The sequence below is a fragment of the Salmonella sp. SA14318 genome (assembly GCF_029866905.1).
Taxonomy (GTDB): Bacteria; Pseudomonadota; Gammaproteobacteria; order Enterobacterales; family Enterobacteriaceae; genus Salmonella; species Salmonella enterica.
The window spans coordinates 2,114,199-2,132,790 of the sequence record NZ_CP123282.1 but is presented as its reverse complement, the minus strand read 5'-3'; the positions used below and the strand labels follow the sequence as shown (position 1 = coordinate 2,132,790).

Sequence of the window (18,592 nt, the reverse complement as noted above, 5' to 3'; positions counted from 1 at the left end):
AACCTCACCTAAAAGAAGGGCTGACGAATTGTCAGCCCTTGCGATTATAACGGGTCTACTTTAAGGCAGGAAACGGCATGGCGAAAACTCCCTTCCAGCACCGGTCGCGTTTGCGCGCATTCTGGCCCGGCTAGCGGACAGCGTGTACGGAACACGCAGCCGGAAGGCGGGTTAATGGGCGAAGGTAATTCGCCCTCCAGCAATTGTATCTTCTTATTTCGCTCCAGATCGGGATCGGGAATCGGTACCGCCGACATCAGCGCTTTGGTATAAGGATGCAGTGGATTATGGTACACCTCATCATAGGTGCCCAATTCTACCGCATGACCGAGATACATCACCAGGACACGATCGGATATGTGCTTTACGACCGCCAGATCGTGCGCAATAAAAATCAACGACAGCCCCATCTCTCGCTGTAACTGCTGGAGCAAATTCACCACCTGCGCCTGAATAGAAACGTCCAGCGCCGACACCGGCTCATCGCAAATAATAAGCTTAGGTTCCAGGATCAACGCCCGGGCGATACCGATGCGCTGGCACTGCCCCCCGGAAAATTCATGGGGATAACGGTTGATGAGATTCGGCAGCAGCCCCACTTTCAGCATCATGGCTTTCACGCGGTCACGCACGTCCTGGCGCGAAAGTTTAGGATGATAAGTGCGCAGCGGTTCAGCGATAATTTCGCCAATCGTCATTCGCGGGTTGAGTGACGCCAGCGGGTCCTGGAAAATCATCTGGATATCGCTGCGCACTTCGCGCCACTCATCCGCTTTCATGCCCAGCAGATCTTTTCCCAGCCAGGCAACTTTACCGTCTGTCGCCTTCACCAGACCAATAATGGCGCGCGCAAACGTCGACTTGCCGCAGCCGGATTCGCCCACCACGCCCAGCGTTTCGCCTTCATACAGGCGTAGCGTAACGCCGTCCACCGCTTTCAGGGTTTTCGGCGGTTGCCAGAACCACTGCTTCCCTTCTTTGATATCAAAATGTACTTTCAGATCGGCGATTTCGAGGAGAACTTTACGTTGTTCAATCACAGCATTCATAGCAGTTCCTCCACCGGTTTAAAACAGGCGCGCAAGCGACCAGGACTGAACGCTTCAAGTGGCGGCGCATTATTGCAGATCTCCATCGCATGAGGACAACGCGGCTGGAATGGACACCCTTTAGGCAAACGCAATAAATTGGGAGGATTGCCCGGAATCGTCAGCATTTCCGCCCCCTCGCTATCCAGACGCGGCACCGCATTAAGCAGGCCTATCGAATACGGATGAACGGGCTGATAAAAGACATCGCGCGCCTTACCGTATTCCATGGTACGCCCGGCATACATTACCAGGACCTTATCGCAAATACCCGCGACCACGCCCAGATCGTGGGTAATCATGATAATGGCGGTATTAAATTCGCGCTTTAGCTCATTAAGCAAGGTCATAATCTGCGCCTGCACGGTAACATCAAGCGCGGTGGTAGGCTCATCGGCAATAAGCAGTTTCGGCCTGCACAACAGCGCCATCGCAATCATCACACGTTGACGCATTCCGCCGGAAAATTCGTGCGGGTACATTTTCATCCGTTTGCGCGCTTCCGGCATTTTTACGGCATCCAGCATTCTGACGGACTCTTCAAAAGCTTCCGCTTTGCTCATCCCTTTATGCAGCATCAGGACTTCCATTAACTGCTCCCCAACGCGCATATAAGGATTTAGCGAGGTCATCGGGTCCTGAAAAATCATCGAAATCTGTTCTGCGCGCAGCGTATTCAGTTCGCGCTCAGGTAGATTAAGAATTTCACGTCCGTTAAAGGTCGCGGAACCGCCGATTCGACCATTCGTCGCCAGCAGTCCCATTAATGCGAACGCCGTTTGCGATTTCCCCGATCCAGACTCGCCAACAATACCTAACGTTTCTCCAGCGCGAAGCGTAAAGTTCAGATCGTTGACCGCCGTCACATCGCCATCAGGCGTAGCGAACGTAACACGAAGATCGTTTACCTCCAGCAGTACATTCGCCGGTTGCGGCGCCTGAGTTGCGGTTTCTGATAAGCTCATGGCTGTACTCCTTAACGATCTTTCGGGTCGAGGGCATCACGCAGGCCATCGCCAATAAAGTTAAAACAGAATAACGTCACCACGAGAAAGCCAGCCGGAAACAGCAGCAGCCACGGTGAGACTTCCATTGAATTTGCGCCATCGCTCAACAACGCTCCCCAACTGCTTAACGGTTCCTGCGTCCCAAGCCCCAGGAAACTGAGGAAAGACTCAAACAGAATCATGCTGGGCACCAGCAACGATGCATACACTACCACTACGCCCAGGACGTTAGGCACAATATGGCGGATCACAATGCTGGCGGTCGACACACCTCCCACCTGCGCGGCTTCGATGAACTCTTTACGTTTAAGACTTAGGGTTTGGCCACGCACGATACGCGCCATATCAAGCCAGGAGACCATGCCGATGGCGACGAAAATCAACAGAATGTTCTGCCCAAAAAACGTCACCAGCAAAATCACAAAGAACATAAACGGGAACGAGTTGAGGATCTCCAACAACCGCATCATCACAGAATCAATTTTGCCGCCCAGATAGCCGGACAGCGAGCCATACAGCGTTCCGACAATGACCGCCACCAGCGCGGCGGCAATCCCGACCATCAATGAGATACGCCCGCCGATGGCAACGCGCACCAACAGATCGCGCCCGGAAGAATCAGTGCCGAAATAGTGGCCGGACGCCATATCCGGCGCGCTGGACATCATGCCCCAGTCGGTATCGAAATAGGTAAATTGCGACAGCATAGGCGCTACTGTCACGAACAGGGCTATCAGAAACAGGACAATAAGACTGGCCACCGCCGCACGGTTATGCATAAAGCGCCGACGGGCATCTTGCCAAAGGCTGCGACCTTCCACCTCCAGCTTTTCACTGAAATTTTCCAGCGTCTCGCTGTTTTTCTTACTTAACATCATCGCGAGCTCCAGTATCAATAGCGAATTTTCGGGTCGATAACGGCATAGAGCACATCGACAATGGCGTTAAACAATATGGTCAGCGCCCCGACTAAAATGGTCAAACTTAACACCAGCGAGTAATCGCGGTTGAGCGCGCCATTAACGAAAAGCTGCCCAATGCCCGGTAAGCCATAAATCGTTTCAATCACCATTGAGCCGGTAATAATGCCGACAAAGGCTGGCCCCATATAGGATAAAACCGGCAGCAGCGCAGGTTTTAGCGCATGGCGGAAGATGATTCTGCGCATCGGTAATCCTTTTGCCCGCGCGGTACGAATAAAGTTCGAATGCAGAACTTCAATCATTGAGCCGCGCGTAATACGAGCGATGCTGGCAATATAGGCCAGTGAAAGCGCGACCATCGGCAGGATCATAAATTTTAACGCCCCGCCGTTCCAGCCGCCGCCAGGCAGCCATTGCAAGGTTATCGCAAAGACCATCACCAGCAGCGGCGCCACCACAAAACTGGGGATAACGACGCCGGTCATGGCAAATCCCATCACCGTATAATCCCATCGCGTATTTTGCTTTAGCGCGGCAATCACGCCAGCGCTGACACCAATAATGACCGCCAGCAAAAAAGCGGCGGCGCCAAGTTTCGCCGAAACGGGGAAGCTGGCGGCAACCAGATCGTTGACCGTGTAATCTTTGTATTTAAACGATGGTCCAAAATCGCCATGCGCCAGCTGCTTCAGGTAGCTGAAGTACTGCGTCATGATGGGATCGTTCAGATGATATTTTGCTTCAATATTGGCCAGCACTTCCGGCGGCAATGCGCGCTCGCCGGTAAAAGGACTCCCCGGCGCGAGGCGCATCATAAAGAAAGAGATGGTAATAAGAATAAACAGCGTCGGAATCGCTTCCAGACAGCGGCGTAAAATAAATTTCAACATTGCCCGTACCTTCTGGCCTGTGCCTTTACTTCCCGGACGTGACAAAAGATCCGCCAGGGAAAGTTATAGTGCGATGAAAAAAGACACCATGGGACAACCGCAGTTGTCCCATGTCTTGCCATTAATGTTTGATAATATATAAGTTTTTCACATAAATATTATCCAGCGGGTCTTTACCGGTATACCCGCCCACCCAAGGTTTCACCAGGCGCGCGTTAACGTAGTAATACACCGGCACAATAGCCGAGTCTTTATCTAACTGCTGCTCCGCTTTAGCGTAGAGTTCGCTGCGCTGCGTATCGTCCGCCACTTTCAGCGTGTCGGCAATCAGCTTATCAAACACCGGGCTCTTATAATGCGCGGTGTTATTTGAACTGTCGGACAACATGGTATTCAGGAACGAAGTCGGTTCATTATAATCTGCGCACCACCCGGCTCTGGCGACATCAAAGGTGCCCTGATGACGGGTATCCAGGAAGGTTTTCCATTCCTGATTCTCCAGATTCACATTGACGCCCAGATTTTTCTTCCAGATAGACGCCACGGCAATGGCCAGTTTTTTATGCAGATCGGAGGTGTTATACAGCAGGTCGAATGTTAAGGGCTTATCCGCCGTAAAGCCGGCTTCAGCCAACAATTTCTTCGCTTCTTCATTACGCTGTTGCTGGGACCATTTGAACCACTCAGGCTCTACCAGTTTTGCGCCATCGGTATACGGCGGCGTGTAGCTATAAGCGGGTAAATCGCCCTGATTTTTAACCTTATTAACAATAATGTCGCGATCTAACGCCAGTTTCAGCGCGGTACGCACGCGGACATCGTTAAACGGCGCTTTTTGATTATTAATTTCGTAATAATAGGTACACAAATAAGGGTCTACGCGGACTTCATTCGGGATCTCTTTCTTCAGTTTCTGGAATAATTCGATCGGCATATTGTTATAAGTCATATCGATCTCGCCGCTGCGGTAGCGGTTGACATCCGTCACCTCCGAAGAGATAGGCAAATAAGTTACCTGATTGATGACGGTTTTGGCGTTATCCCAGTATTGCGGGTTACGCTCCAGCACGATACGTTCGTTCACCACCCAGTTTTTTAACTTATAAGCGCCGTTAGTGACAATATTGGCCGGTTGCGTCCATTTATCGCCAAATTTTTCGACCGCTGATTTCGGTACAGGAGACACTGAAGGGTGGACCAACAATTTGTAGAAATAAGGCACCGGCTCACTTAAGGTCACTTCAAAGGTGTGATCATCAAGCGCTTTTACCCCCAGATCGGTGGCGGGTTTTTTACCGGCGATAATGTCATCGATATTAGCGATATGACCGTATTGCAGATAGCTGGCGTACGGCGATGCCGTATTAGGATCGGCCAGGCGTTGCCAACTATAAACGAAATCATGGGCGGTGACGGGCGTACCATCTGACCATTTCGCATTTTCACGTAGATGGAATGTCCAGACTTTAAAATCTTTATTTTCCCATTTTTCCGCGACGCCCGGTGAAGGATGCCCCTCGACATCACTAATTAATAAGCCTTCAAAGAGATCACGGCTGACGTTCGATTCCGGCACGCCTTCAATTTTATGCGGGTCGAGAGACTGCACTTCTGATCCATTATTACGTACCAACGTTTGCTTGTCGGCTAACTGAACACCGGCGGGCACGTCTGCCGCAGTCGCGGCGCTGGCGGCGATGAGCGCAGTGAGTATTCCCGCTGCAATTAAACTTTTTTTCGTGATGTTAGACATTGTGTTTGTACTCCACTCATTATAATTACTGGTTTTTACCAGCCTGTTTAATCCCGTCAGGGCTCCTGTACAGCACTGGTGGTGTACTGCCAGGTCTGTCACTGCTTTTGCTATCACCGACTTTATTTATTCTGACGATTCGTTCGATCGCCTTTCGTCGATTCGGTATACGACGTACCTGCCCACGTCGCACGTTATTTCTGACAACCATGTAAATGAAAATAGTTATCAACAATGTGAAATCTTCTGCAAAATGTTTGGCCGAAAAGTATCAAATGCGTTTCTGAACCGCCAATTCATTTTACAATTTTGTTAACCAATTCTCTTTTATGGAAAATTTCCTGCCCAGAAAAACAGTTAAAGAATGTTAAAAATCTTTAATTTATTCTTTATAATCAATAACTTGCAAGAAAATCATCTCTCTGTCATATCGTAGATCATGCCTTCGGCAGAAAACACACACAAATTTAACAAATGCTCATTATTTAGCACATTCATCTACGATGGAGCTGAAACAACTAATAACATTTCAATAATCCTTCATCAAGCCCCAGAGTATGGTGTGAATAAAATAACAGACCTACCGCTTCTCACGGACTCAGTAATGTTCATAATAGTTTGATTAATAAAAATAAATAGCGTTAAATTATATTAGTATTTTTTATCATTTAAACGCTGAATGTTTATCAAAGTAAGAAGTGTTACGTGGGAATGTCACTGGGAATGTCACAAGGCGGCCCCCTTAGGGCGCCGCCTGTAAATCAACAGGTGGGAGTTTAGTTGAGCAAGCCGGGGAAAATGCCTTTTATTCCTGTGACAATAAATTCGATGCCGAGCGCCATTAACAACAACCCCATGATTCGGGTAATAACGTTGATACCGGTTTGCCCCAGCAAACGAACCAGCCACGGCGCCATACGGAACACGCCCCAGCAGCAAAGCGCAAAAAGCGCAATGGCAACTGAAAAACCAAGCAAATGCGCGATGCTGTGATAACGCGTCCCCCAGACGATAGTGGAGCTAATCGCCCCTGGCCCCGCCATTAACGGCAGCGCTAACGGCACAACACCAATGCTCTCGCGTATGGCCGTCTCTGACTTTTCTTGCTTGTTTTGTTTATCTTCCCCCAGCTTCCCGCTGATCATCGACATTGCAATGGTGACAACCAGGATACCGCCCGCAATTCTGAACGAATCAATAGAAATACCAAAGAGTTGCAGGATGCCATCGCCGAGGAATAAGGAACTCCACAAGATAATCGCAACCGACAGATTCGCGGTGAGGTTAGTTTTATTACGCGCCGTGGCCGTCTGGTAGCTGGTCATGCTGATGAAAACGGGGATAATCCCCACCGGGTTAACCAGCGCAAAGAGCCCGATAAAGAACTTAAAGTAAACAGGAAAATCAAAAAGCGGTTGAATCACGGTTAGCTCCGAAGCGTTAGCCGGATGAAGTCAATGTTCGTTAATGATCAAAACGCGCAGAAGATACGCCTTTTATTCGCATAGTTCACCTCTTATCTACACCTAATTTCATCCATTCATCGCTGTTATTTATATGTACTCGTTATGCTAATCCACTTACTCTTCATGACAACGATCTCTTAACAATTTACATAAAAGGCTAAAATGGCCTGCTGAAAGGTGTCAGCTTTGCGTAATCTTGATTTAGATCACACAATCGCTACTCAGAAGTGAGTAATCTTGCTTACGCCACCTGGACGTAACGCGTTAGAGTTAAATGATACTAACGCAGAAGCTCTTTTAGTAAATCAGAGCGAAACGGACGTTAAGTAACCACCTGAATTTCAGGCATTTATACAAAGTATCGTCGATCTGTCTATACTCACGTATCGCGCAGATGATTTACTAAAAAAGTTTAACATTATCAGGAGAGCATTATGGCTGTTACTAATGTCGCTGAACTTAACGCACTCGTAGAGCGTGTAAAAAAAGCCCAGCGTGAATATGCCAGTTTCACTCAAGAACAGGTCGACAAAATCTTCCGCGCCGCCGCTCTGGCAGCCGCTGATGCCCGCATTCCGCTGGCCAAAATGGCCGTCGCCGAATCCGGTATGGGTATTGTGGAAGACAAAGTGATTAAAAACCACTTCGCTTCTGAATATATTTACAATGCCTATAAAGATGAAAAAACCTGCGGCGTGCTGTCTGAAGACGACACCTTCGGGACCATCACCATTGCTGAACCTATCGGCATTATTTGCGGTATCGTTCCAACCACTAACCCGACCTCTACCGCGATCTTCAAATCGCTGATTAGCCTGAAGACCCGTAACGCCATCATCTTTTCTCCGCATCCGCGCGCTAAAGAGGCAACCAACAAAGCGGCAGACATCGTTCTGCAAGCGGCTATCGCTGCCGGCGCGCCGAAAGATCTGATTGGCTGGATCGATCAACCTTCCGTAGAACTGTCTAATGCGCTGATGCACCACCCGGATATTAACCTGATCCTCGCCACTGGCGGTCCAGGCATGGTTAAAGCTGCATACAGCTCCGGTAAACCGGCAATCGGCGTAGGCGCAGGTAACACCCCGGTTGTCATTGATGAAACCGCTGATATCAAACGCGCTGTGGCGTCTGTTCTGATGTCTAAAACCTTTGATAACGGCGTAATCTGTGCTTCTGAACAGTCTGTTGTCGTTGTTGATTCCGTCTATGATGCCGTTCGCGAACGTTTCGCCAGCCACGGCGGCTACATGCTGCAGGGCCAGGAGCTGAAAGCAGTTCAAAACGTTATCCTGAAAAATGGCGCCCTGAACGCCGCTATCGTCGGTCAGCCAGCCTACAAAATTGCTGAACTGGCAGGCTTCTCCGTACCAGAAACCACCAAGATTCTGATCGGTGAAGTTACGGTCGTTGATGAAAGCGAACCGTTCGCACACGAAAAACTGTCTCCGACTCTGGCGATGTACCGTGCGAAAGATTTCGAAGAAGCGGTAGAAAAAGCAGAAAAACTGGTCGCTATGGGCGGTATCGGTCACACCTCCTGCCTGTACACTGACCAGGATAACCAGCCAGAACGCGTTGCTTACTTCGGTCAGATGATGAAAACCGCGCGTATCCTGATCAACACCCCGGCCTCTCAGGGTGGTATCGGTGACCTGTACAACTTCAAACTCGCACCTTCCCTGACGTTGGGTTGTGGTTCCTGGGGTGGTAACTCCATCTCTGAAAACGTTGGTCCGAAACACCTGATCAACAAGAAAACCGTTGCTAAGCGAGCTGAAAACATGTTGTGGCACAAACTTCCGAAATCTATCTACTTCCGCCGCGGCTCTCTGCCCATCGCGCTGGATGAAGTGATTACTGATGGCCACAAACGTGCGCTCATCGTGACTGACCGCTTCCTGTTCAACAACGGCTACGCAGACCAGATCACCTCTGTGCTGAAAGCGGCTGGCGTTGAAACCGAAGTCTTCTTCGAAGTTGAAGCCGACCCGACGCTTTCCGTTGTTCGCAAAGGCGCTGAGCTGGCTAACTCCTTCAAACCGGACGTGATTATCGCGCTGGGCGGTGGTTCCCCGATGGACGCCGCGAAAATCATGTGGGTCATGTACGAACACCCGGAAACTCACTTCGAAGAGCTGGCGCTGCGCTTTATGGACATCCGTAAACGTATCTACAAGTTCCCGAAAATGGGCGTGAAAGCGAAAATGATCGCCGTCACCACCACTTCCGGTACCGGTTCTGAAGTCACACCGTTTGCGGTTGTGACCGACGATGCAACCGGTCAGAAATATCCGCTGGCTGACTACGCCCTGACCCCGGATATGGCGATTGTCGACGCCAACCTGGTGATGGATATGCCGAAGTCCCTGTGTGCGTTCGGTGGTCTGGATGCGGTAACTCACGCACTGGAAGCTTATGTTTCCGTACTGGCTTCTGAGTTCTCTGACGGTCAGGCTCTGCAGGCTCTGAAACTGCTGAAAGAAAACCTGCCGGCGTCTTACCACGAAGGGTCTAAAAACCCGGTTGCGCGTGAACGTGTTCACAGTGCAGCGACTATCGCCGGTATCGCGTTTGCCAACGCCTTCCTCGGTGTATGTCACTCCATGGCGCACAAACTGGGCTCTCAGTTCCACATTCCGCACGGTCTGGCGAACGCCCTGCTGATTTGTAACGTTATCCGCTACAACGCGAATGACAACCCGACCAAGCAGACCGCTTTCAGCCAGTACGATCGTCCGCAGGCACGCCGTCGTTACGCTGAAATTGCTGACCACCTGGGCCTGAGCGCGCCGGGCGACCGTACCGCCGCTAAGATTGAAAAACTGCTGGCATGGCTGGAAAGCATTAAAGCTGAGCTGGGTATTCCTAAGTCTATCCGTGAAGCAGGCGTACAGGAAGCTGACTTCCTGGCACACGTTGACAAACTGTCTGAAGATGCCTTCGATGACCAGTGCACCGGCGCTAACCCGCGTTATCCGCTGATCTCCGAACTGAAACAGATTCTGCTGGATACCTACTACGGTCGTGATTTCACCGAAGGTGAAGTTGCAGCGAAGAAAGACGTCGTTGCCGCACCGAAAGCAGAGAAAAAAGCGAAAAAATCCGCTTAATTCGTTATCTGCTTTAGCATGACAATAACGGCCTCAATTGAGGCCGTTTTTTTGTTTTACCTGTTTATCTGATGCCTGAAGGCGCTATGCTGATCATCTGGCCTACGCGCTCACGGCACGCCCTTCGTCAGGAGGCCTGAATAATGACCTCCAAAGCGCTACAGGGCGTTTTATAAGCCGATCGTTACCTCGGTATCATATGTGCCGATGACGCTCCTGAATCGCCGTCAGTGAGCCCTCCTCCAGCGCGTCCTTATAATGCTTACGGCAAACTGAAACGTAGCGTTCATTCCCGCCAATAACCACCTGTTCGCCTTCGTTATAAGGCCTGCCGTCCTGATCAAGGCGCAGCACCATACTGGCTTTACGACCGCAGAAACAGATAGTTTTTAATTCCACCAGCTTATCTGACCATGCCAGCAAGTATTGACTGCCGACAAAGAGCTCCCCACGAAAGTCTGTTCGTAGCCCATAGCAAAGTACTGGAATATCTAATTTGTCGACAACCTCGGATAATTGATAAACCTGCTGGCGAGTCAAAAACTGGCTTTCGTCGACTAACACGCAATGTATTGTCTGCCGCGCGCTCTCGGCACGAATCTCTTCAAACAAGGATGTATTTTGGTTAAACAATTTTGCCGGCGACGACAAACCGATACGAGAGCTGACTTTGCCTGCGCCGAAACGATCGTCGATTTCCGCCGTATATACGACGGTACGCATCCCGCGTTCCTGATAATTGTATGAAGATTGCAGCAGTGCAGTCGACTTACCCGCATTCATTGCCGAATAGTAGAAATATAGCTGTGCCATTGGTCGCAGGACCTCACCTGAGTGAAATAAAGATTGGCGGGATTGTACCATAATTTACCGACGCGACGGCGCGGCTCGCGCTCCGGTGAGTATTAAGAATTGTACAAACATCGCTCACTATACCCAAAATAATTCGCGTTGCTTAAAGGGGGCAAGGGAGTGAGTCCCCAGGAGCATAGATAACTCTGTGGCTGGGGTGAGCGAGCGTAGCCAACACATAAGCAACTTGAAGTATGAAGGGTATATACACATTCCTTCACAAATTATGCCGTTAAAATTCATCAACAATGCTTATCATCACCCGCCAATATGAAAACCTTGTACTTATTGTTACCGTTACTCATACCCGGTGCAAAGTAATAGGGTTTTCTTGTAAGGAAAGCTAATACAAGAGATTGATATCTCTGCAATGAGATCGTATTTCATCATGATAAAATGTGACCTGACTCCTAAATTTTTAGCGACAGACGGTGAGTATCCCCCCTGCCAATAAGCTCTTTTTTGTGCGGCGCCTCAAGGAAAATTTAAGTTGAGATAATTAAAACGTGTGCTTAATAAAGCGTAATTTTGAATTCCTTACATTCCTGGCTATTGCACAACTGAATTTATCGCTCTATTATTAGCTCAACAAACCACCCCAATATAAGTTTGAGATTACTACAATGAGCGAAGCACTTAAAATTCTGAACAACATCCGTACTCTTCGTGCGCAGGCAAGAGAATGTACTCTGGAAACGCTTGAAGAAATGCTGGAAAAATTAGAAGTTGTCGTTAATGAGCGTCGTGAAGAAGAAAGCGCTGCTGCTGCTGAAGTGGAAGAACGCACTCGTAAACTGCAACAGTATCGTGAAATGTTAATTGCCGACGGCATTGACCCGAATGAACTGCTGAATAGCATGGCTGCCGCTAAATCCGGCACCAAAGCTAAACGCGCAGCTCGTCCGGCTAAATATAGCTACGTTGACGAAAACGGTGAAACTAAAACCTGGACTGGCCAGGGTCGTACACCGGCTGTAATCAAAAAAGCAATGGAAGAACAAGGTAAGCAACTGGAAGATTTCCTGATCAAGGAATAATTTACTTCCTGGATGCTTAAAATCCCGCCGCTGGCGGGATTTTTTTTATGCCTGAGTTCTCCGCTGACGACCCCAGGCATAAAAAAAGCGCCGGATTTACCAGCGCTTCTGTTAAAAAATTTATAACGTATCGTTACTTCTTAATACCCATTTCTTCTTCAAGCCAGGCTTTAAATTCAGCACCCAGCGAATTATGACGGATGCCATATTCAACGAATGCCTGCATATATCCTAACTTATTACCACAGTCATGGCTTTTACCCTTCATGTGGTAGGCTTCAACCGTTTCTTTTTCGATCAGCATATCGATAGCATCGGTCAACTGAATTTCATCCCCGGCGCCCGGAGGGGTTTTCGCCAGCAATGCCCAGATATCCGCGCTCAACACATAACGCCCGACAATCGCAAGGTTAGACGGCGCGACATCCGCTTTTGGTTTTTCAACCACGCCAACCATCGGCACACTTTCGCCCGGCGCCAGCTCAACGCCTTTGCAATCGACCACGCCGTATGCAGTCACATCTTCTACTGGCTCAACCATAATCTGGCTATTGCCGGTTTCGTCGAAGCGGCGGATCATTTCAGCCAGGTTATCCTGAGACAGGTCGGACTCATATTCGTCAAGAATAACGTCTGGCAGAATAACAGCGACAGGTTCGTTTCCGACAACGGGATGCGCGCACAATACGGCATGGCCCAGGCCTTTTGCCAGCCCTTGACGTACCTGCATAATAGTGACATGCGGAGGGCAAATAGACTGAACCTCCTCCAGAAGCTGACGCTTAACGCGTTTTTCCAGCATCGCTTCCAGCTCAAAACTGGTATCAAAGTGGTTTTCAATAGAGTTTTTAGACGAGTGCGTAACAAGCACGATTTCAGTAATGCCAGCAGCGATACATTCGTTCACGACGTACTGAATTAATGGCTTATCAACCAGCGGCAGCATCTCTTTCGGGATAGCTTTGGTCGCTGGCAGCATCCTGGTTCCCAATCCCGCGACCGGGATAACGGCTTTTTTGACTTTCGAATTAAGGGCAGCCATTTAAAATTCTCCTGGACTGTTCATGTATTGAACGTGTTCATTAATCTGTATCGTGTTCCAGTATATCAGTACCAGAACAAGCCTCAGGTCCAAAAAGGACTTATATTGGTATAATTAAGACAAATACTTATAAATCTGCCGCAGATAGTAACACTCGTCGGGAAAGGCCGGTAAAGCAATTTCCGCTCACTCTTCCGTTTGGTCATTCCGCAGACAACATCAATCGCAGACGCCCTCCTGCGCCCCATATTTGACACTGCCACGAGTCGCAACGCTGGCTTAATTGGTTAAGGTAGGCGTTACCCAATGTTCCTAGCGGCACGCCGCTGCTAATTTGAACCTGATGAGCGCCCGTATTTAAGGTGGCGTTCAATCCGGCGGAAACGAGAATCAAATTTTTGAGCTCACTGTGATAGTAGCCGACAAATAGCGGGAATTGCCCAGGTAAATTGGCTTGTCTGAGCAGATGATTTACCTGTTTTAATAGCGCGCCTAACTCCGGTAAACGGTGCTTTTGTTGGCCGAGCTGATCCTGCAATAAGCCGTTAAATAGCGCCCGCAGCAACAATGCGGCTAACACGCCGTTATCGCCCGCCCGGGTGACATCCAGGCAATAAAATGCCAGTTCGTTATCAGATAGCGGCGCAATATCCAGCACCAGTCCTGGCTGATTGGCGGAGACGAGCTGCCGGTAATTAATGCGGCAATGAGAAATCACCTGCTGTACCGGGGGCTGCAATTCCTGCAACAATTGCGCTGCGGCGGTCGGATTACTCACCATTGCATCCCAGTCACGAAACAGGCGTTCTTCTTCTTCAACCCGCGAGTTAAACATATTAGGGTATAAGCAAGCGAATACGGTTTCCCGCAAGCGGTTGAGATCTTTTACCGGCTTCAGCAAGACATCTTCAACCCCAAGGCGTAACGCTTTGGCGATATCCGCCATATTTTCTGTTGCGGAAATAACCAGAATAGGCGTCTGGTCTCCGCGATTACGTAAGTTTTCTACCAGTTTGAGACCGTTCATTCTCGGCATAGCGATATCACATATCATGAGATCAGGGGTAAAACGCCCCATCAACTCCAGGGCATCCACCCCGTCGCCTGCCAATGCCGTTGTCGCTCCCAAAGAGGAAAACCACGAATCCAGAAGCGAGCGAAATACAGGCTCGTCTTCAACAATAAGAATCTGTTTTCCGACCAATGGCTGCGTCATGTTCTCTCCCCTGACTGGCTTTAATCAATAGTGGCATGGTATTGCCGCTTGCGCCTGTCAGAATTTGCTTAAGTGATCGTAAAAGGTACATTAAACGTCGGTACGCACCAAGGGTATAAGTTCGTCCATCTTTTTCTCTACGGCTAACTGACCCGCCGCAATAGCGGCATGGGCGCGATGAAAATCCAGCGTAGAGATTTGCGGACAGAATGGTTGAATGAGAATATCAGGCGGATCGCCAGCCATACGGTTACGTTTAAGACGATTTTCCAACACCTGAATGGAGGTTGTCATGATTTCCATTGCCCCAGGCGAACTCACGCCACGGCGTGAAGTCAGGCTACTGAAACGTTCTTTTAAACGCTTATGCCAGGGCAGCGCATCATCGCTCTCTTCATTGATATTCCCGACATTTACAGAGAGCAAATCTTGCTGCATGAGGTGGGCATCATGTTGCAGGTCTACCGCAATAACGATATCAGCCCCCAGCGCCCTGGTTAACGAAACAGGTACCGGATTAACGACTGCGCCATCTACCAGCCAGTAACCGTTATGCTCAACCGGAGACATCAGCCCTGGCATACTGCACGACGCGCGTACAGCAAGGTGTAGATCGCCTTCAGTAAACCATAGCTCTCGTCCCGTGCTAAGATTCGTCGCGACCGCGCCAAAACGTCTTGAACAGTGGTCAAAATCCGTGACGGGCATAATATCCCGATAGTGATTAAATACGCGTTCGCCGCGAAGCAACCCTCCTCTGCCCCAGGATACATCCATCAGGCGTAAAACATCCCAGTAGCGGAATGAACATACCCACTGTTCAAGCGCCGATAATTTATTACAGGCATACGCGGCGCCGACCAGTGAACCTATTGAGCATCCTGCAACGATATCAATATCAATGCCTGTTTGCTTGAGGGCTTTGATGACCCCAATATGAGACCATCCTCTCGCTGCGCCAGATCCCAGCGCCAGCCCTATTTTCATTTTTCTCATCGTACTTAACGACTTCCCCTGGCTTCAAGACGTAGCAACATCGCCACTGCTCAGTTAACATAATGCCACCCTGGCGTTCAACGCCGTTTTTTATATTCAGGGAGATTATTGTGTCTCAGCCTTGTCCCTGTGGTAGCGCTGACGAGTATAGCCTATGTTGTGGTCGTATTGTGTCCGGAGAACGAGTAGCACCCGATCCGTCACATCTCATGCGCTCTCGTTACTGCGCTTTTGTGATGAAAGACGCAGATTACTTAATTAAGAGCTGGCATCCAACCTGCAATGCGGCCGCGTTTCGTGATGATATCATCGCCGGATTTGCCAATACCAGGTGGCTCGGCCTGACTATTTTTGAACATACCTGGTCAGAAGCAGAAAATACAGGGTATGTTAGTTTTATCGCGCGTTTTTCCGAACAAGGGAAAACCGGGGCGATTATCGAACGTTCTCGTTTTATCAAAGAAAACGGTCAGTGGTATTATATTGACGGTACCCGCCCGCAGTTGGGTCGAAATGATCCCTGCCCGTGCGGTTCAGGCAAAAAATTTAAAAAGTGCTGCGGCCAGTGACGCCTGACAGTATCGATACAGCAAACACTCTCAACAGGATTTTTCCGGCAATGCAATCACTACAACGTAAAGTTCTGCGTACTATTTGTCCCGATCAAAAAGGCCTTATCGCGCGGATTACCAACATTTGCTATAAGCACGAGCTTAATATTGTGCAAAACAATGAATTTGTGGACCATCGCACCGGTCGCTTTTTTATGCGGACCGAGCTGGAAGGCATCTTCAATGATTCCACTCTTCTGGCCGATCTGGACAGCGCCTTACCGGAAGGCTCTGTTCGTGAACTCAATCCCGCCGGACGCCGTCGGGTAGTGATTCTGGTTACCAAAGAGGCGCATTGTCTGGGCGACCTGCTGATGAAAGCCAACTATGGCGGGCTGGATGTTGAAATCGCCGCGGTCATTGGCAACCATGAAACGTTACGCTCGCTGGTTGAACGTTTTGAGATCCCTTTCGAACTGGTCAGCCATGAGGGATTAACGCGTGAAGAGCATGACACGAAGATGGCGGACGCCATTGATGCCCATCAACCGGACTATGTGGTGCTGGCCAAGTATATGCGTGTTTTGACGCCAGGTTTTGTGGCGCGCTTCCCGAACAAAATTATCAATATCCACCACTCATTCCTGCCGGCATTTATCGGCGCGCGCCCTTATCATCAGGCCTATGAGCGCGGCGTGAAAATCATCGGCGCTACCGCGCACTATGTGAATGATAATCTGGATGAAGGCCCAATCATTATGCAGGACGTGATTCACGTCGATCACACCTACACCGCAGAAGATATGATGCGTGCCGGGCGCGACGTTGAGAAAAACGTATTAAGCCGCGCGCTGTATCAGGTGCTGGCGCAACGCGTTTTCGTTTACGGTAATCGCACGATTATTCTTTAATCGTTAGCGAAATGAATTGATTAGCTTTAACCCGTTGCGGATAAAAAGCAGGCAAACAGTTCATTTTCGATAAACGAATGCTTTACAGCGGCGCGTCATTTGATATGATGCGCCCCGCTTCCTGAGAAGGAAGCAGGCCAGTAAAACCAAGCATTCCCCCAGTGGTGGGGTTCCCGAGCGGCCAAAGGGAGCAGACTGTAAATCTGCCGTCATCGACTTCGAAGGTTCGAATCCTTCCCCCACCACCATTATTCACTACAGCGATGTAGTTAACTCGATGAGCAATGCAGAAGTTTGCACTTGTCGGGGAAGGGTGAGAACCTTCGATTAAGGTTCGACTCGAGCGAAAGCGAGAGAACGTTGCCAACGGCAACGGCCCGTAGGGTGAGGAGCGAAGCGACGAATAATCCTTCCCCCACCACCATCTTCAAGCTTTACCTACAATTTGAATTACCCCTGGTGGGGTTCCCGAGCGGCCAAAGGGAGCAGACTGTAAATCTGCCGTCATCGACTTCGAAGGTTCGAATCCTTCCCCCACCACCATCACTCCCGTCGCGTATCTTATCCCCGTTAAGCACAGTGTCTCATATCTCTCCGTACGGGGAAGGATGAGAAGCTTCGACTAAGGTTCGATTCGAGCGCAGCGAGAAAGCGTTGCCGCAGGCAACGACCCGAAGGGCGAAGCGCGCAGCGCTGAGTCATCCTTCCCCCACCACCATCACTTCCGTCGCGTATCTTATCCCCGTTAAGCACACTGTCTCATATCTCTCCGTACGGGAAGGATGAGAAGCTTCGACTAAGGTTCGATTCGAGCGAAAGCGAGAAAGCGTTGCCGCAGGCAACGGCCCGAAGGGCGAAGCGCGCAGCGCTGAGTCATCCTTCCCCCACCACCATCACTCCCGTCGCGTATCTTATCCCCGCTAAGCACAGTGCCTTATATCTCTCTGTACGGGAAGGATGAGAAGCTTCGACTAAGGTTCGATTCGAGCGCAGCGAGAAAGCGTTGCCGCAGGCAACGACCCGAAGGGCGAAGCGCGCAGCGCTGAGTAATCCTTCCCCCCTCATCCTCTGCTAAACACATCTATTCCAAATCACGTTCTTCACATCCGAAAGCCTCTGCCTTCAGATCTTTTTCAACACCTACACCCAATTTCCTCACTACAAATGCATAAAGGTTATTGCTATGAATTCACGCATTATCATTACTGGCGGGCCCGGCGCGGGTAAAACTACGCTGATTACGGCTCTGGAAAAAAGTGGTTTCCACTGTCAGCCCGAATCCGGGCGTGCTGTTATCAAACAACAAATGGACATAAACGGCGATGCGCTGCCGTGGCGTTCTCCGGCGCGATTTGCAGAAGCCATGCAGGCAATGGATATTAATGCCTGGTATCAGGCCGAACAGTCCGATCTTCCCCTCTTCTACGACCGTGCGCTGCCGGATATTGCTGGCTATCTTACGCTTGTGGGCGAACCAATACCCAACCGGTTACATCGTGCTATTAACCAATTTCGCTATGCCACTGACGTTATTATTCTCCCGCCATGGAAAGCGATATATAAGCAGGATAACGAACGAACACAATCGTGGGAGGAAGCGGTACGGACATATGAGGCAATGAGAGAAATATATCCACGTTATGGTTATCGGCTCCACTTGTTGATGCCTGCATCAATTCAGGAGCGCGTAAATCGGCTTCTGGGGCTTATTAACGTCATATTACCCAGCCGAAAATAAGGCGCCGAG

15 protein-coding genes, 2 tRNA genes and 4 other RNA genes are annotated in these 18,592 nt (G+C 49.8%); 11 read left to right on the top strand and 10 right to left on the bottom strand.

Annotation, left to right across the window (positions count from 1 at the left end; genetic code table 11):
- Window positions 1–44: 44 nt before the first annotated feature.
- The 6 genes from oppF to QEN32_RS10155 form a co-directional block, all read right to left on the bottom strand.
- Entirely contained in the window at window positions 45–1,049 is a 1,005-nt protein-coding gene (oppF, locus tag QEN32_RS10180; protein WP_000994698.1) for a murein tripeptide/oligopeptide ABC transporter ATP-binding protein OppF, read from the bottom strand.
- Window positions 1,046–2,053, bottom strand: coding sequence for an ABC transporter ATP-binding protein (locus tag QEN32_RS10175; RefSeq protein ID WP_000058857.1), 1,008 nt, complete (start codon window positions 2,051–2,053; stop codon window positions 1,046–1,048). Before QEN32_RS10175 ends, oppF begins: the two co-directional genes overlap by 4 nt.
- 11 nt (window positions 2,054–2,064) lie before the next feature.
- A complete protein-coding gene (gene oppC / locus QEN32_RS10170) occupies window positions 2,065–2,973 on the bottom strand; it encodes an oligopeptide ABC transporter permease OppC (RefSeq protein ID WP_000979653.1) in 909 nt (302 codons plus the stop codon).
- Window positions 2,974–2,987: 14 nt separating this feature from the next.
- The gene (oppB, locus tag QEN32_RS10165; RefSeq protein WP_000911097.1) at window positions 2,988–3,908 is read right to left on the bottom strand and encodes an oligopeptide ABC transporter permease OppB; all 921 of its coding nucleotides are present in this window, start codon (window positions 3,906–3,908) and stop codon (window positions 2,988–2,990) included.
- Between the two features lie 121 nt (window positions 3,909–4,029).
- Entirely contained in the window at window positions 4,030–5,661 is a 1,632-nt protein-coding gene (gene oppA / locus QEN32_RS10160) for an oligopeptide ABC transporter substrate-binding protein OppA (protein ID WP_265322393.1), read from the bottom strand.
- A gap of 776 nt (window positions 5,662–6,437) precedes the next feature.
- Window positions 6,438–7,085: a YchE family NAAT transporter gene (locus QEN32_RS10155; RefSeq protein ID WP_000615840.1), complete on the bottom strand. Its 648-nt coding sequence runs from the start codon at window positions 7,083–7,085 to the stop codon at window positions 6,438–6,440.
- A 476-nt stretch (window positions 7,086–7,561) separates the two neighbouring features.
- Between QEN32_RS10155 and adhE the strand changes: the two genes are divergently transcribed.
- Window positions 7,562–10,240, top strand: a complete 2,679-nt coding sequence (gene adhE / locus QEN32_RS10150) for a bifunctional acetaldehyde-CoA/alcohol dehydrogenase (protein WP_000301678.1) — start codon at window positions 7,562–7,564, stop codon at window positions 10,238–10,240.
- A gap of 195 nt (window positions 10,241–10,435) precedes the next feature.
- Here the strand turns inward: adhE and tdk are convergent, their stop codons facing one another.
- Complete coding sequence (tdk, locus tag QEN32_RS10145) at window positions 10,436–11,053, bottom strand: thymidine kinase (RefSeq protein ID WP_000068097.1); 618 nt, start codon at window positions 11,051–11,053, stop codon at window positions 10,436–10,438.
- 662 nt (window positions 11,054–11,715) lie between these two features.
- Between tdk and hns the strand changes: the two genes are divergently transcribed.
- A complete protein-coding gene (hns, locus tag QEN32_RS10140) occupies window positions 11,716–12,129 on the top strand; it encodes a histone-like nucleoid-structuring protein H-NS (RefSeq protein WP_001287383.1) in 414 nt (137 codons plus the stop codon).
- Between the two features lie 133 nt (window positions 12,130–12,262).
- Here hns and galU read toward each other — a convergent pair whose 3' ends face one another.
- The 3 genes from galU to rssA form a co-directional block, all read right to left on the bottom strand.
- Window positions 12,263–13,171 carry a UTP--glucose-1-phosphate uridylyltransferase GalU gene (gene galU / locus QEN32_RS10135; RefSeq protein WP_000729450.1) on the bottom strand — a complete coding sequence of 303 codons (909 nt, stop codon included), beginning with the start codon at window positions 13,169–13,171 and terminating at the stop codon, window positions 12,263–12,265.
- 202 nt (window positions 13,172–13,373) lie between these two features.
- A complete protein-coding gene (gene rssB / locus QEN32_RS10130) occupies window positions 13,374–14,387 on the bottom strand; it encodes a two-component system response regulator RssB (protein ID WP_000193434.1) in 1,014 nt (337 codons plus the stop codon).
- Between the two features lie 90 nt (window positions 14,388–14,477).
- A complete protein-coding gene (gene rssA / locus QEN32_RS10125) occupies window positions 14,478–15,383 on the bottom strand; it encodes a patatin-like phospholipase RssA (protein WP_001230575.1) in 906 nt (301 codons plus the stop codon).
- Between the two features lie 110 nt (window positions 15,384–15,493).
- Here rssA and QEN32_RS10120 point away from each other — a divergent pair, with 110 nt between their 5' ends.
- The 9 genes from QEN32_RS10120 (at window position 15,494) to QEN32_RS10080 (ending at window position 18,583) form a co-directional block, all read left to right on the top strand.
- Window positions 15,494–15,952, top strand: a complete 459-nt coding sequence (locus QEN32_RS10120) for a YchJ family protein (RefSeq protein WP_001540172.1) — start codon at window positions 15,494–15,496, stop codon at window positions 15,950–15,952.
- A 50-nt stretch (window positions 15,953–16,002) separates the two neighbouring features.
- Window positions 16,003–16,845, top strand: coding sequence for a formyltetrahydrofolate deformylase (gene purU, locus QEN32_RS10115; protein WP_001191156.1), 843 nt, complete (start codon window positions 16,003–16,005; stop codon window positions 16,843–16,845).
- A 163-nt stretch (window positions 16,846–17,008) separates the two neighbouring features.
- Window positions 17,009–17,093 (top strand) — tRNA-Tyr (locus QEN32_RS10110).
- Between the two features lie 44 nt (window positions 17,094–17,137).
- A non-coding RNA gene (locus tag QEN32_RS10105) (RtT sRNA) lies at window positions 17,138–17,269 on the top strand.
- 34 nt (window positions 17,270–17,303) lie between these two features.
- Window positions 17,304–17,388, top strand: a tRNA-Tyr gene (locus tag QEN32_RS10100).
- 44 nt (window positions 17,389–17,432) lie between these two features.
- Window positions 17,433–17,563, top strand: a non-coding RNA gene (locus QEN32_RS10095) — RtT sRNA.
- A gap of 43 nt (window positions 17,564–17,606) precedes the next feature.
- Window positions 17,607–17,738: non-coding RNA, RtT sRNA (locus QEN32_RS10090), on the top strand.
- Window positions 17,739–17,781: 43 nt separating this feature from the next.
- A non-coding RNA gene (locus tag QEN32_RS10085) (RtT sRNA) lies at window positions 17,782–17,912 on the top strand.
- A gap of 116 nt (window positions 17,913–18,028) precedes the next feature.
- Entirely contained in the window at window positions 18,029–18,583 is a 555-nt protein-coding gene (locus tag QEN32_RS10080; protein WP_058110558.1) for an AAA family ATPase, read from the top strand.
- Window positions 18,584–18,592 lie beyond the last annotated feature (9 nt).